Genomic DNA, 14,082 nt, shown 5'->3' with positions numbered 1-14,082 from the left:
GCCCGCGCTTTGGCCGACAAGCCCGCAAAGACGAAGGTCAATTGCACGCCGCTGCGCCGCCGCCATTTGAAACGGCTGATTATGGTCAGCGCATGGCGAGCACGAGCGGCGGCCCGCGTCAAGGCCGACCGTCGAAGCCGGCGATCGGCTCCCGGCGCCCGCTGCAGCGGGACTAACGCGCCTCCTCCTCCAGAAACCTCGGAAACACCGGCGTCGGCGGCGGCAGCGGCGCGCCCTCCTGCAGGGCGTTCGCCGCGTCGGCGTGCGCGAAGTCCCGCTCGTCCGGACCGACGTCCAGGAGATCGAGAAGCTTGCCGGCGGACTCGGGCATAAACGGCTGCAGGGGAATCGCCAGCCGGCGCAGCGTTTCGGCGGTGACGTAAAGAACGGTCTCCATCCGCGCGGGGTCGCTCTTCTTCTTCGCCCAGGGCTCTTCACCGGCGAAATAGCGATTGGCCTCGGCGACGATGCGGAAAATTTCCGCCAGCGCGTGGTGCGGCGCGTAATCCTCCATGGCGGCGCGGGCTTTCGCCAGGACGTCGGCCGCTTGCGCGAGAATGTCTTTGTCGGCGTCCGTAAGGGCGTGTTTACGTGGTACGGCGCCCATACAATTCTTGGCGATCATCGACAGCGAGCGCTGCGCGAGATTGCCGAGGTCATTGGCGAGATCGGCGTTGATGCGGTTGACGATCGCCTCGTGCGAATAGTTGCCGTCCTGACCGAAGGGGATCTCGCGCAAGAAGAAGTAGCGCAGCTGGTCGACGCCATAGCGCTCGGCCAAATCGATCGGATCGACGACATTGCCAACCGACTTCGACATCTTCTCGCCTTTGGAAAACAGGAAGCCGTGCACGACGACCTGCTTGGGCAAAGGCGCGCCTGCGGACATCAGGAACGCCGGCCAGTAGATGGCGTGAAAGCGGGTGATGTCCTTGCCGATGACATGCGCGTCGGCCGGCCAGAAGCGCGCTTTATTTCCGCCTTCCGTAAGATATCCTGTAGCTGTTACGTAATTCGTAAGTGCGTCGACCCAGACATACATCACATGCTTCGCGGCGGTGTGCGCGCTCGGCGGAATTTCAATGCCCCAGTCGAAGGTCGTGCGCGACACCGAGAGGTCCGTCAGCCCGCGTTTCACAAAGGCGACGATCTCGTTCTTATAGTGTTCGGGCGTGATGAAGCGCGGATGCGCCGCGTAATGGGCGAGCAATTTCTCCGCATAGGCCGACAATTTGAAGAACCAGCTCTCCTCCTCCACCCACTCGACCGGCGTGCCCGTCGGCGCGAATTTCTTGCCGTCCCGCTCGGTGAGCTCGTCCTCGTCGTAATAGGCCTCGTCGCGCACCGAATACCAGCCGGCGTATTTGGACAGATAGAGGTCGCCGTTCGCCTCCATGCGCCGCCACATTTCGAGCACGGTCTGTTTGTGGCGCGCCTGCGTCGTGCGCACGATGTCGTCGGCGCGGGCGTTCAGCGCCTCGCCCATCCGGGCGAATTGCGCGGCGGTGCGGTCGGCGAGCGCCCACGGCGTCAGCCCTTCCTTCTCGGCCGTGCGCTGCATCTTCTGCCCGTGCTCGTCCATGCCGGTGACAAACAGCACGTCATAGCCGTCAAGCCTCTTCCATCGGGCGAAGGCGTCGGTGGCGATGCGCTCATAGGCGTGGCCGATATGCGGCGCGCCATTGGCATAGGGAATGGCCGTCGAGATCATGTAAGGGGGACGTTCAGGCATGGCTCGGGTCTAGCGCGGTTTGGGGGCGCGGGGAAGCGCCCGAAAGTTATTCGAGAAATGGAGCGAGTGCGGATCGCCATTTTTCCTGCTTTTGGGCGAATGTCAGCGTAGCATGCGCGGGACTCGTCGAGGGCAGTCGGCGTGAAGCGATCGCCGCGGCGCAAACTGACAGTCTGGGTAGAACCAGCCGTTGATAGAGGCTGGCCGCTGTAGCGCCATTGAAGCAAATCAGCGCGATATCTGGATGCATCTCGAAAAAGCGCTCAAAATCATTGGCTCGCACAGTCGAGAATTCGATCCGCTGGTCGAGGCTGCCAGGCCGATGGGCGCTTGCGCAGACGTCCCAGAGGGCGACGCCGCGCGTATTCAGGCTCTGCAGACGATCGACGTAACAAGCGCCCGCATCGAAGCCAAACAGGCTGCCCATCAGCGTCCAAAACGCGTTGCGCGGCTGCGCGTAATACTGCTGGCGCTCAAGAGAACGCTGGCCGGGAAGTGAACCAAGAATCAAGAGCTTGCGTCGCGTGTCGCCGCAGGCGGGAAGCCGACTGAAGAGGTCTTCGTGATCTGCGACTCCCCTTCCCGCCTCCGATGCGCTAAATTGATCGCTCGGAGCATGAGTATGAGCGTAACCAAAAACGCGCCGAGGGATCTTGCGAGGCGCTTCGCCGAGAAGCGGAGCGGTCACACAAATGGCTGGCGGCGCGAGACCTTCTCGCTGGAGCGCCTTGAGGCGCGCGCGAAGGCGCGCGAGCTGTTTGAGCGTTTCCCCAAGGCCGCCTATATGACCGAGATCGAGTTCTGGCGCGAGCTGGAGGATGGGCGGATCGAGTTCACGATGCGCCGCCTTCCGAGCGCCGACTAGCGCCAGCCCAAGCCTATTCCGGCCCGACGTCCGGCGTGCGCCAGCCCAGATGCTGGCCGCTGTCGACGGCGATCATCTGCCCCGTCACGCTTTTCGCCCGGCTGAGATAAACGACGGCGTCGACGACGCCGGAGACATCGGCGGCCCGCTGCAGCGGCACGCCGCGGGCTTCCATCTCGAATTCCCGCTCGCCGAGCGCGGCATTAGCAAAGACCGGCCCCGGCCCCACGGCATTGACGCGAATGCGCGGCGCGTAGGCCTGCGCCATGGTGCGCGTCGCCGCCCACAGCGCCGACTTCGACAGCGTGTAGGAGAAGTAGCGTGGCGTTAGACGCAAAACGCGCTGATCGAGGATATTGACGATGGCGCCATCGACGCTTGCCGGCAGCGCCGCCGCAAAGTCGCGCGACAGCAGCAGCGGCGCGCGCAGATTGACCTGCATCTGCCGCTCATAAAACTCGAGCGAAAAGTCCTGCGCCGCGTCGATTTCAAAAATCGAGGCGTTGTTGACGAGGAGCCGCAGCGGTCCGAAGGCTTCGCTGGCCTGCTCAATGAGGCGCTGCGTCGACTCCGCGTCGGCAAGATCGGCGATCGCCGTCGCCGCGCGCCCGCCGCGTCGCCGGATCGCGTGCGCTGCAAGCTCCGCCTCCTCGGCCGAACGCGGAGAGGCGTGCAGCACGAGGGGCCGCCCCCCGCGCGCGAAGCGCTCGGCGATGGCGAGGCCGATGCGACGCGGCGCGCCGGTGACCAGCACGGGGCCGTCTGCGTCGTCGCCGCCCTCGCTCATGCGCCTACCCTATCCTAGAGCGCCCAAATTAGGCTTCGGGATCCTCGCCTTCGCCGACATCGCCGATATGCTCGACGGAAACGACGCGCTCGTCTTCGGCCGTGTCGAAGACAATGACGCCCTGAGCGCCGCGCCCGGCGATGCGGATGCCGTCGACGGAGCAGCGGATCAGCTGGCCGCCGTCCGTCACCAGCATGATTTCGTCGCCATGGCCGACAGGGAAGGAGGCGACGAGCTTGCCGTTTCTGGCGTTCACCGCCATCGCGACGATGCCTTTGCCGCCACGACCTGTCGTACGATATTCGTAAGAGCTCGTACGCTTTCCGTAACCGTTCTCGGACACGGTCAGAATGATCTGCTCGGCCGCCTGCATCTCGTAGAAGCGCGTATCCGACAGCTCCACGGCGATCGCCGCCTCCTCGGCCTCGGTCCCCGCTTCGGGCGACACATCTTCGCCCATGCGCCGGCGCAGCGCGTTGGCGCGTTTCAGATAGGCGGCCCGTTCCTCGCCAGCGGCGTCGAAATGATTGAGGATCGACAGCGAGATCACCCGATCGTCACGCCCCAGCGCGACGCCGCGCACGCCCATCGAGGTGCGGCCCTGGAAGACGCGGACCTCCGGCACGGCGAAGCGGATGCATTGGCCATCGCGCGTGGTCAGCAGCACGTCGTCGCGCTCCGTCGCGGTCGCGACGTCGACGATGGCTTCGCCGTCGTCGAGCTTCATGGCGATAAGGCCATTGCGGCGCACGTCGACGAAATCTGAAAGTTTGTTGCGCCTTACGGTGCCGCTTGTCGTCGCGAAGATAACGTCGAGCGTCGCCCAGCTCGCTTCGTCTTCAGGCAACGGCATGATCGAGGTGATGCGCTCGTTTTGTTCGAGCGGCAGCAGATTGACGAGCGCCTTGCCGCGCGCCTGCGGCGCCGAGAGCGGCAATCTCCAGACCTTTTCCTTATAGGCCTTGCCGAGCGAGGAAAAGAACAGCACCGGCGTATGCGTATTGGCGACAAACAGACGGTGGACGAAATCCTCCTCCTTCGTCTGCATGCCGGAACGGCCTTTGCCGCCGCGCCTTTGCGCGCGATAGGTCGAGAGCGGAACGCGCTTGATATAGCCGGCGTGCGAGACGGTGACGACCATGTCTTCGCGGGCGATCAGGTCCTCATCCTCGACCTCGCCGTCGGCTTCGACGATCTGCGTACGGCGCGGCGTGGCGTGGGCGTCCTTCACCGCCAGCAGTTCGTCCTTGACGATGCCGAACAGGCGTTCGCGCGAGCGCAGAATGTCGAGGTAATCGGCGATCTCGACGGCGAGCTTGTTCAAAGCTTCGGAGATTTCTTCGCGTCCGAGCGCCGTAAGCCGTTGCAGACGCAAATCCAGAATGGCGCGCGCCTGCGCCTCCGAAAGCCGGATGGCGCCATCATCGCTGAGTCTGTGCCGCGGGTCGGCGATCAGCTCGACGAGCGGCGCCATGTCCTTGGCCGGCCAGTCACGCGCCATCAGCGCTTCGCGCGCCGCGGTGGCGTCGGGCGACGTGCGGATGAGACGAATGACCTCGTCGATATTCGCAACGGCAATGGCGAGGCCGACCTGCAGATGGGCGCTGTCGCGCGCCTTGTTGAGGCGGAATTTGGTGCGGCGGGTGACGACCGTCTCGCGGAAATCGACGAAGGCGCGCAGCACGTCATGGAGCGTCATCAGCTCCGGGCGGCCGCCGTTCAACGCGATCATATTGACGGGAAAGCTTGTCTGCAGCGTCGTATGACGCCAAAGCTGGTTGAGAACGACGTCGGCGACAGCGTCGCGCTTCAGTTCGACGACGATGCGCATGCCGTCGCGATCGGATTCATCGCGCAGATCGGCGACGCCTTCGATCTTCTTTTCCCGCACCAGATCGGCGATGCGCTCGATCAGCGTCGCCTTGTTCACCTGATAGGGAATTTCGGTAAAGATGATCGCCTCGCGATCCTTGCGCAGGGTCTCGATCTCTGACTTGGCGCGCATGATGATCGAACCGCGGCCGGTCGCGAAGGCGTTACGAATGCCGCCACGCCCGAGGATGCTCGCCGCGGTCGGAAAGTCCGGTCCCGGCACGATGTCCATCAGCTCGGCGATGGTGATGTCGGGCCGATCGATCATGGCGATGCAGGCGTCGATAACCTCGCCGAGATTATGCGGCGGAATGTTCGTCGCCATGCCGACGGCGATGCCGCCGGCGCCGTTGACCAGCAGATTGGGGAAACGCGCCGGCAGAACCGTCGGCTCGTGCTCCTTGCCGTCGTAATTGGCCTGGAAGTCGACGGTGCCTTCGTCAAGATCTTCGAGCAGCGCGAGCGCTGGCTTTGCGAGCCGGGACTCGGTGTAGCGCATCGCCGCCGGCGGATCGTTGTCGACCGATCCGAAATTGCCCTGCCCGTCGATGAGCGGCAGCCGCATCGAAAAGGGCTGCGCCATACGCACAAGCGCGTCGTAGATCGCCGCGTCGCCGTGCGGATGGTATTTGCCCATCACGTCGCCGACGATGCGCGCCGACTTCACATATGATTTATCTGGCGTGTGGCCGTTCTCGTGCATGGAGAACAGAATGCGCCGATGCACGGGCTTCAGGCCGTCACGCACGTCCGGCAGCGCACGCGACACGATCACGCTCATCGCGTAATCGAGATAGCTGCGCTTCATCTCGTCGGCGATCGAAACCGGCCTTATGTCGGAGCCGGGCTTGTCGGAATCGTTTTTCTTGGAGTCGTCGTCGGCCAAGTGAGCGCCAGTTCAAGGATAGCGTCGAGTTCACATGTCTATAGGCGATTCGAGCGGGCGACGCCAGCACGAGCGCCTTATGAAGATCAATGAATTTCAAATGCTTATTGTCTTGTTAGCAGTCTTTTTCAGTGGAATTGGACGCCTTGCGCCTCCCCGCGGCCGGAATCTGCCTTTTCGGGCCTGCCCGGCGCGCGGCTTCAACCGCTGACTTGGCCCACCGAACCAGCTCGTCGGCGTCCTCGAACGCTTGGTCCGGGAGACTCCAATAGGAGATCGTGATCGGTCGATCCTTGCCTTGGTAGACGAAAGGCCGGGAGCCCGCCTCTTGAAACCGCGCGGCGCTGTGCCGATCGGCCTTCAGGTAGATTTCGCCGCCGGCTTCGATGGCGAAGAAGAAGCCATCGACGTAAACGCCGTGGCCGCCGAACATGCGCTTGACGGACACGGCGGCAAAGGGCGCGAAAAGCTCCTCGATACGCGCGCGGTCCACGGCGGCCTCGACGAGATCAGGAACTCCCCATCTGCGACGCGGCGCCGACCTTTTCCGGGTCGGCCGGCTTCAGCTCGACGCTCTCTCCGCAACCGCAGGCCGAGGTCTGATTGGGGTTTTCGAACACGAAGGTCGAGGCGAACTGCGTCGTTTTCACGTCCATCGTCGTGCCGAGCAGGTAGAGCACCGCCGCGGCGTCGACGATCACGCGACCGCCCTCGATGTCGATGACTTCGTCGCCCCGCTTCGGTTCGGCGATCTCCATCTTGTAGGACATGCCGGCGCAGCCGCCCTTCTCCACCGAGACGCGCAGCCCCTTCCCGTCCGCGCCGGTCGCAAGCAGGCTGCGGACCCGCTCCGCCGCAGCGGGGCTGACGTTCATCACGCTCATCTTCTGCATGGAAGTCATCGCAAAACCATTCCTCTGGAGCGTGTCCCGCTCACCACATGTCGAGCGCGACGCGCGCTTCGTCCGACATGCGGCTTTGATCCCAAGGCGGATCGAACACCATGTTCACCTTCACCTCGCTGACGCCAGGCACAGCGCTCACCGCATTCTTGACCCACACCGGCATTTCGCCGGCGACGGGGCAGCCCGGCGCCGTCAGCGTCATGTCGATCTCCACGAAGCCTTCCTCGGCGATGTCGACCCGGTAAATGAGGCCAAGCTCATAAATGTCGGCGGGAATTTCAGGATCATAGACGGTCTTGAGCGCCTTAACGATGTCGTTCGTCAGCCGTTCATTTTCAATGGCCTGAGACGTCTGGTCCGGCGTCGCGGAGCGTTGGGCTTCGCTCGTATTGGGAGCATCGTTCATGAACACGAAATTCTCCTCAGGCGAAAAGAGAGCGGGCCTTTTCGAGCGCTTCCGCCAGCCGGTCGATCTCCTCGCGCGTGTTGTAGAGCGCGAAGGATGCGCGACAGGTGGAGGTGACGCCCAAACGCGAAAGCAGCGGCATGGCGCAATGCGTCCCGGCGCGCACCGCTATGCCGGAACGATCGATCACCGTAGCGATGTCGTGCGCATGCGCCGCCGCCATGTCGAAGGAAAGGATCGGCCCCTTATCCGGCGCCCGCCCATAAATTCTCAGCCCCTCGATCTGCGACAGTCTCTGGTGCGCATAAGCGGTCAGCCCTGCTTCATACTCGCGGATCGCGTCGCGACCGATACGCTCCATATAGTCGAGCGCCGCGCCGAGCCCCACCGCCTGAGCGATGGGCGGCGTGCCCGCTTCGAAACGGTGCGGCGGGGCGTTATAGGTGACGCCCTCAAGCGTCACCGTTTCGATCATCTCGCCGCCGCCACAGAACGGCGGCAACGCCTCCAGCCATTTACGTTTGCCGTAAAGCGCGCCGATGCCGGTCGGGGCATAAAGTTTGTGGCCGGTCACCACATAAAAGTCGACGTCGAGCGCACGCACATCGACATCGAGATGCACAGCGCCCTGCGAGCCGTCGACGACCAGCGGCACGCCATGTGCGTGAGCAATGCGCGCGACCTCGGCGATCGGGGTCGGCGCGCCGAGCACATTCGACATATGCGTGAGCGCTACGATCTTGGTGCGCTTGGTGAACAGCTTCTCGAACGCTTCGAGGTCGAAGCGGCCGTCGTTATCGACCTCCAGCCATTTCAACACGGCGCCTTTGCGCTCGCGCAGAAAATGCCAGGGAACGATGTTGGAGTGGTGCTCCATCATCGAGAGAATAATCTCGTCGCCTTCGCCGATATGCGCCTGGCCGAACGAGGCCGCGACCAGATTCAAGGCTTCGGTCGCGCCGCGGGTGAAAATGATCTCGTCCGTCGATTCGGCGTTGAGGAAGCGGCGCAGCGTCTCGCGCGCGCCCTCATAGCCTTCGGTTGCGGCATTGGCGAGATAATGCAGTCCGCGATGCACATTGGCGTATTCATGCTCGTAGAACTGCGTCAGCCGATCGATCACGGCGCGCGGCTTTTGTGCGGAGGCGGCGTTGTCGAGATAGGCAAGCGGCTTCCCATAGGGACGTTCGGAAAGAATCGGGAAATCCGCCCGAACCGCTTCGATGTCATAAGCCGTCTGAATGCGCGTAATCTCGTTCATCGGCTGATCCTTCTAGAAAGCCACACGCTGACGCGATCGCTGAGAAACGCCTTCAACTGCTCATCCTCGATTGCGTCCATCGCCTCATTGGCGAAACCCTCGATGAGCAAGGCTTCGGCCTCGCGGCGCGGCAGTCCGCGCGCGGTGAGATAGAACAACTGATCCTTGTCGAGCCTGCCGCAGGTCGCGCCATGGCCGCATTGCACGTCGTCGGCGAAGATTTCGAGCTCCGGCTTGTTGTTCATCGCCGCCTGCTCGGAGAGCAGAAGCGCCTTCGACTGCATGACGCCGTCCGTCTTCTGCGCGCCCGGGCGGACGATGACCTTGCCCTGAAACACGCCGACGCTCTGGTCATCGAGGATATTACGAAAAACTTCCCGGCTTTCGCCGCATGGCTTTGCGTGATCGATGATGAGGGTTGTGTCGGCGTGCAAGCGGCCGCGTCCCAATGTCGCGCCGTTAAAGACCGCTCTCGCTTTCTCGCCGTCGAGGCGCGCGAAGATCTGCCTTCGATTCAACCCTTCGCCCTCGATCAGCGCGAAGGAATTGATCATGGCGCCCGCATCGAGATGCGCGAGCAGCGACGCGACGCGGATCGACTGATCGACGCCGCCCGAGAGATGGGTGACGAGGTCGAGGCGCGCGCCCGGCGCCAAACGAAGCACGAGGGCGCTATTGTCCTGCGCCGGCGCCGACGAAAGCGCTCCAAGAGTTTCGATCACTGTCGCTCGAGCGCCCGCGCCAAGCATGACGAGCGCCCGCGTATAGGTCGACTGCGCGGCTTCCGCGGACGCCAATGTCGCGAGTTCGATCGCGCGGTCGATCGCGGCGCTCGGCGCGATCTGAATGACGACGCCGTCCTGCATCAGCGCCGCATTGAGCGCGAGGATTGGGTCCTGCGCGCCAATATCGGCGCTGGCGAGCGCTGACATGACATGCAGCTCTCCCTGCCCCAGCGCATCACGCAGCGATTGGACGACGACGCCATCGGGAAGCCGCGCGATATCCGAGAGATCGGGCCGGAAAACGCCATCGAGCGTGACGAGCCGTAGAGAATCATGCGCGCGCGGCAGCGACAATGCGGCGCGGGAGGCGGTGGCGAGCGGCGCCGGCCGGCCCATCGCCGTTTTCAGGTCGGTGTAATGCCATGACTCCACGCGCCGGTTCGGCACGCCAGACTCGGAGAATGACGCCCAGCCGGCCGCGCGCAGGCGCGGCGCGCCCTTGTCGCGCATCTCTTCGTAAAAGGAGGAAAGCGTCGCTTCCGCTTCGCTCGCCAGCTTGATCATCGCCTATGCCGCCTCTTGCGCGATGTAATCCTGATAGCCGCGCTCTTCGAGTTCCAGAGCAAGTTCCGGACCGCCCGACCGCATGATGCGTCCCTGCGCCATCACATGCACTGAATCTGGCCTGATATATTCGAGCAGGCGCTGATAATGGGTAATGACGATGAAGGCGCGCTCGGGCGCGCGCAGGGCGTTGACGCCGTCCGCGACGACGCGCAGCGCGTCGATGTCGAGCCCCGAGTCCGTTTCATCAAGGATAGCAAGACGCGGCTGCAGAAGCGCCATCTGCAAGATTTCCATCCGTTTCTTCTCGCCGCCCGAAAAACCGGCGTTGAGCGGCCGGCGCAGCATGTCCGGCGCGATGCCGAGCGACGCCGCGGCCTCCTTGACGCGCTTCATGAATTCCGGCGTCTGCAATTCCGGCGCGCCGCGGGCGCGCCGCTGCGCGTTGAGCGCCGCCTTCAAAAAGGTCATCGTCGCGACGCCGGGAATTTCGACGGGATATTGAAAGGCGAGAAAGACGCCCTTGGCGGCGCGTTCCGCCGGGTCGAGGTCGAGAATGTTCTCACCATTGAGCCGCACGTCGCCCGTCGTCGCCTCATAGCCTTCGCGGCCGGCGATGACGTAGGAGAGAGTCGATTTGCCCGTCCCATTCGGCCCCATGATCGCCGCGACTTCTCCGGCCTTGACGCTGAGCGTCAGGCCCTTGAGGATTTCCCGCTCGCCGACGGAGACGTGCAGATCCTTGATTTCGAGCATCAATTCAGTCCCTCGAGCCGTCGCCTCATATGCACGTAGCGAACCACTTCCACACGGTCCTCGAGCAACTGGTACAGGATGAGATAGGCGCCGCTTATCGCGCTTCTCACGCCTTTCCCAATGTCCGGTCGCTCTCGTCCGATTTGCGGATGTAAGCCCAACAATCTCGTTTTCCTTTCCGGCGCATCCAACGTCCGATCCGCAGCGGTCTCATTCTCTTTTGCGATATAAGACCAGATCTCGATTAGATCCTCTTCAGCGCGCGCCGTTCGAACCACGCGCATAGAGAATTAGCTCTGTGAATGACGACGGCGCGCCTCGGCTTTGATTTCATCGATCGCGCCGAAACGCCCGGAGCCGCTTTCGACTCCTTCGCGCCATAGTCTTCGCAATTCATCCACGCTCATCCGCTCTACAAGTCGCTCCGTGCGCCATTGTGCGACTGCGGCGCGAATGGCGTCATTCTCGGACTCGAACTCGCCGGAATCGACCGCAGCAGCAAGCTCGGACTCCAATTCCTCTGGAAGAGAAATGTGTAACGTACGCATCACCCCACGCTTCCTTCGAGCGAAATCGAGATCAGCTTCTGCGCCTCGACCGCGAACTCCATCGGCAGTTGCTGCAGCACGTCGCGCACGAAGCCGTTGACGATCAGCGCCGTCGCCTCTTCCGCCGAAAGCCCGCGCTGCATGGCGTAGAACAGCTGGTCCTCGGAAATCTTCGACGTGGTCGCTTCATGCTCGAACTGCGCGCTCGGGTTCTTGGACTCGATGTAGGGAACCGTATGCGCGCCGCAGTTATGTCCGATCAGCAGGCTGTCGCACTGCGTGAAATTGCGCGCGCCATCGGCCTTGCGATGCGCGGAAACCTGGCCCCGATAGGTGTTCTGCGAACGTCCGGCCGAGATGCCCTTTGAGATGATGCGGCTCTTGGTGTTCTTGCCGAGATGCAGCATCTTGGTGCCGCTGTCGACCTGCTGATAGCCGTTTGACACCGCGATCGAGTAGAACTCGCCTTGCGAGCCGTCGCCGCGCAGGATGCAGGAGGGATATTTCCAGGTGATCGCCGAGCCCGTCTCGACCTGCGTCCAGGAGATATGCGAATTGCGGCCGCGGCAATCGCCGCGCTTGGTGACGAAATTGTAAATTCCGCCCCTGCCCTCGCTGTCGCCGGGATACCAGTTCTGCACGGTCGAATATTTGATTTCGGCGTCGTCGAGCGCGACGAGCTCCACGACCGCCGCATGAAGCTGGTTTTCGTCGCGCTTGGGCGCCGTGCAGCCTTCGAGGTAGCTCACATAGGAGCCTTCGTCGGCGATGATCAGCGTGCGCTCGAACTGTCCCGTATTCTGCTCATTGATGCGGAAGTAGGTCGAAAGCTCCATGGGGCAGCGCACGCCCTTCGGGACATAGACGAAGGAGCCGTCGGAGAAGACCGCGCTGTTCAGCGTCGCGTAGAAATTGTCGGTCGCCGGCACGACCGAGCCGAGATATTTCCGCACCAGCTCCGGGTGCGTGTGCACCGCCTCGGAAATCGGGCAGAAGATCACGCCGGCTTTGGCCAGTTCCGCCTTGAAGGTCGTCGCGACCGACACGCTGTCGAAAACCGCGTCGACGGCGACGCGGCGGGTCTCGACGCCGGCGAGAATCTCTTGCTCGCGCAGCGGAATGCCAAGCTTCTCATATGTGCGCAGCAGCTCGGGATCGACCTCGTCGAGCGACTTCGGGCCCGGCGTGGATTTCGGGGCCGAGTAATAATAGAGATCCTGAAAATCGATGCGCGGATAGTGTACGCGCGCCCAGCGCGGCTCAGGCATCGTCAGCCAGCGCCGGTAGGCCTCGAGGCGCCAGTCGGTGAGCCACTGCGGCTCGTTCTTTTTGGCCGAGATAAAACGAACGATGTCTTCATTCAGGCCCTTGGGGGCCTTTTCCGATTCGATATCGGTCGAAAACCCGTACTTATAGGCGTCGACGTCGATGGACTCGACGCGCGCAACGGTCTCCTGACGAGCCGCCATCTGTCTTTCTCCTCGTCACGACGGGTTCAAGGCCCGCCGGCCGATCGTTCCGCCTCAGCCTAGCACCTTTTGGCGTCGACTAGGCGGCGGAATGCCGGGACCTGATGCGATCCACGACACGTGCAAGAACCTTTCCAAACTCTTCTACATCCTCTTGCGTCGAAGACCAACCGAAACTGGCCCTCAGCGCCTCCCTTTCAGCCGCGCCCATCGCCGCAAGCACGTGTGATTCCGTCATTTTGCCTGATGAACAGGCTGAGCCTGCTGAAAGCGCGACATTCTCAAGGTCAAGCGCCATCAGCATTATGCGCGGGGCGAGGCCAGGGATTGAGAAAGCGCTGGCGTTTGGCGCGCGCGGCGCCCTTGATCCGTAGAATCGGGCGTCGGGCGCGACTTTCAAGACGCGCCGCTCCAGCGCGTCGCGCAAATCGGCGAGTCGAGACGCCTCTCCCGCCAAATCTGCGGTCGCCGCCGTCAGCGCCGCCGCGAAGCCGGCGATTCCGGGAACATTCTCGGTGCCCGCGCGGCGTCCGAATTCCTGGCCGCCGCCGCGCAGCACCGGCGCCTCCAGATGCAGGCCCTCGTCACGAAAGGCGAGCGCGCCGACGCCCATGGGGCCGCCCAGCTTATGTGAGGAAAAGAACATTACATCCGCGCCGGTCGTCGCGAATGTCGTCTTCAGCCGGCCGACGGATTGCACGGCGTCGCAGACAAGAACGCCGTTCGCCGCGTGGATCAACGCCGCCGCCTCGGCGACCGGCTGGATGACGCCGGTTTCATTGTTGACGGCCTGCAGCGCGAGCATCGCGCGGCCGCCGGAGCGCCGCGCCAGCGCCTCTTCCAGAGCGGCGAGGGAGATGACGCCTTCGCAGGTCAGCGGAAGGCTTTCAACTGCGTCGGGCGGAAAGCGATGGCCTTGCAGGACGCAATGGTGTTCGCCGGCGCCGATCAGCAAGACCTCGACGCGCGCTTCGTCGCCGTCTCGGCGAAGCGCCGGCGTAAGCGCGAGGCTTGCCGCCTCTGTCGCGCCGCTCAAAAAGACGACGCCCCGGCGCTCCGCGCCAATCGCTTGCGCGATCGCGGCGCGCGCGTCTTCGAGCAGCGCCTTGGCCGCCCTGCCCTCGGCATGGACGGAAGAAGGATTGCCGAGCGTCTCCAGCGCGTCGAGCATCGCCGCGCGCGCCTGCGGGCGCAGCGGCGATGTCGCATTGTGGTCGAGATAGACGCGTGCGGACATGCGTGCGGACATGGGCCTCGGTTTCGGTCGCCGCCATTCTAGCAGAGCGCGGCGACGCAGGCGCGTTCT

General features: G+C 63.5%; 15 protein-coding genes. 1 reads left to right on the top strand and 14 read right to left on the bottom strand.

Annotated features, from left to right (window positions below; translation table 11 throughout):
• Positions 1 to 172: 172 nt before the first annotated feature.
• Both metG and ACR65T_RS03025 read right to left on the bottom strand, forming a co-directional pair.
• The gene (gene metG, locus ACR65T_RS03030; protein WP_434495105.1) at positions 173 to 1,732 is read right to left on the bottom strand and encodes a methionine--tRNA ligase; all 1,560 of its coding nucleotides are present in this window, start codon (positions 1,730 to 1,732) and stop codon (positions 173 to 175) included.
• Between the two features lie 46 nt (positions 1,733 to 1,778).
• A complete protein-coding gene (locus ACR65T_RS03025; RefSeq protein ID WP_434495104.1) occupies positions 1,779 to 2,243 on the bottom strand; it encodes a DNA-deoxyinosine glycosylase in 465 nt (154 codons plus the stop codon).
• A 111-nt stretch (positions 2,244 to 2,354) separates the two neighbouring features.
• Here ACR65T_RS03025 and ACR65T_RS03020 point away from each other — a divergent pair, with 111 nt between their 5' ends.
• Entirely contained in the window at positions 2,355 to 2,597 is a 243-nt protein-coding gene (locus tag ACR65T_RS03020) for a hypothetical protein (protein ID WP_434495103.1), read from the top strand.
• Between the two features lie 13 nt (positions 2,598 to 2,610).
• On the opposite strand, the gene ACR65T_RS03015 is transcribed toward ACR65T_RS03020, so the two are convergent.
• The 12 genes from ACR65T_RS03015 to ACR65T_RS02960 all read right to left on the bottom strand — a co-directional run bounded on the left by ACR65T_RS03015 (position 2,611) and on the right by ACR65T_RS02960 (position 14,025).
• Positions 2,611 to 3,384, bottom strand: a complete 774-nt coding sequence (locus ACR65T_RS03015) for an SDR family oxidoreductase (protein WP_434495102.1) — start codon at positions 3,382 to 3,384, stop codon at positions 2,611 to 2,613.
• A 28-nt stretch (positions 3,385 to 3,412) separates the two neighbouring features.
• Positions 3,413 to 6,142, bottom strand: a complete 2,730-nt coding sequence (gene gyrA / locus ACR65T_RS03010; RefSeq protein ID WP_434495101.1) for a DNA gyrase subunit A — start codon at positions 6,140 to 6,142, stop codon at positions 3,413 to 3,415.
• Between the two features lie 115 nt (positions 6,143 to 6,257).
• Positions 6,258 to 6,635, bottom strand: a complete 378-nt coding sequence (locus ACR65T_RS03005) for a TfoX/Sxy family protein (RefSeq protein ID WP_434495100.1) — start codon at positions 6,633 to 6,635, stop codon at positions 6,258 to 6,260.
• Between the two features lie 16 nt (positions 6,636 to 6,651).
• On the bottom strand, positions 6,652 to 7,035 hold the full coding sequence (locus ACR65T_RS03000) for a HesB/IscA family protein (protein ID WP_434495099.1): 384 nt from the start codon (positions 7,033 to 7,035) through the stop codon (positions 6,652 to 6,654).
• 40 nt (positions 7,036 to 7,075) lie between these two features.
• On the bottom strand, positions 7,076 to 7,453 hold the full coding sequence (locus ACR65T_RS02995) for an SUF system Fe-S cluster assembly protein (RefSeq protein ID WP_434495098.1): 378 nt from the start codon (positions 7,451 to 7,453) through the stop codon (positions 7,076 to 7,078).
• Between the two features lie 16 nt (positions 7,454 to 7,469).
• Positions 7,470 to 8,714 (bottom strand): cysteine desulfurase, encoded by a 1,245-nt coding sequence (locus ACR65T_RS02990; RefSeq protein WP_434495097.1) that lies wholly within the window; start codon positions 8,712 to 8,714, stop codon positions 7,470 to 7,472.
• Positions 8,711 to 10,003 (bottom strand): Fe-S cluster assembly protein SufD, encoded by a 1,293-nt coding sequence (gene sufD / locus ACR65T_RS02985; RefSeq protein ID WP_434495096.1) that lies wholly within the window; start codon positions 10,001 to 10,003, stop codon positions 8,711 to 8,713. Before sufD ends, ACR65T_RS02990 begins: the two co-directional genes overlap by 4 nt.
• 3 nt (positions 10,004 to 10,006) lie before the next feature.
• Complete coding sequence (sufC, locus tag ACR65T_RS02980; RefSeq protein WP_434495095.1) at positions 10,007 to 10,759, bottom strand: Fe-S cluster assembly ATPase SufC; 753 nt, start codon at positions 10,757 to 10,759, stop codon at positions 10,007 to 10,009.
• Positions 10,759 to 11,043, bottom strand: coding sequence for a type II toxin-antitoxin system RelE/ParE family toxin (locus ACR65T_RS02975; protein ID WP_434495094.1), 285 nt, complete (start codon positions 11,041 to 11,043; stop codon positions 10,759 to 10,761). The genes sufC and ACR65T_RS02975 overlap by 1 nt, the downstream gene beginning before the upstream one ends.
• Positions 11,044 to 11,049: 6 nt before the next feature.
• Complete coding sequence (locus ACR65T_RS02970; protein ID WP_424373711.1) at positions 11,050 to 11,307, bottom strand: ribbon-helix-helix domain-containing protein; 258 nt, start codon at positions 11,305 to 11,307, stop codon at positions 11,050 to 11,052.
• Complete coding sequence (gene sufB, locus ACR65T_RS02965) at positions 11,307 to 12,776, bottom strand: Fe-S cluster assembly protein SufB (protein ID WP_434495093.1); 1,470 nt, start codon at positions 12,774 to 12,776, stop codon at positions 11,307 to 11,309. Before sufB ends, ACR65T_RS02970 begins: the two co-directional genes overlap by 1 nt.
• A gap of 79 nt (positions 12,777 to 12,855) precedes the next feature.
• A complete protein-coding gene (locus ACR65T_RS02960; protein WP_434495092.1) occupies positions 12,856 to 14,025 on the bottom strand; it encodes a cysteine desulfurase family protein in 1,170 nt (389 codons plus the stop codon).
• Between the last annotated feature and the right edge of the window lie 57 nt (positions 14,026 to 14,082).

Origin of the sequence: Methylocystis sp., assembly GCF_051061285.1 — a bacterium.
Taxonomy (GTDB): Bacteria; Pseudomonadota; Alphaproteobacteria; order Rhizobiales; family Beijerinckiaceae; genus Methylocystis.
Note: the sequence above shows the minus strand (reverse complement) of the source record. Positions and strands in the feature narration are given on the sequence as shown.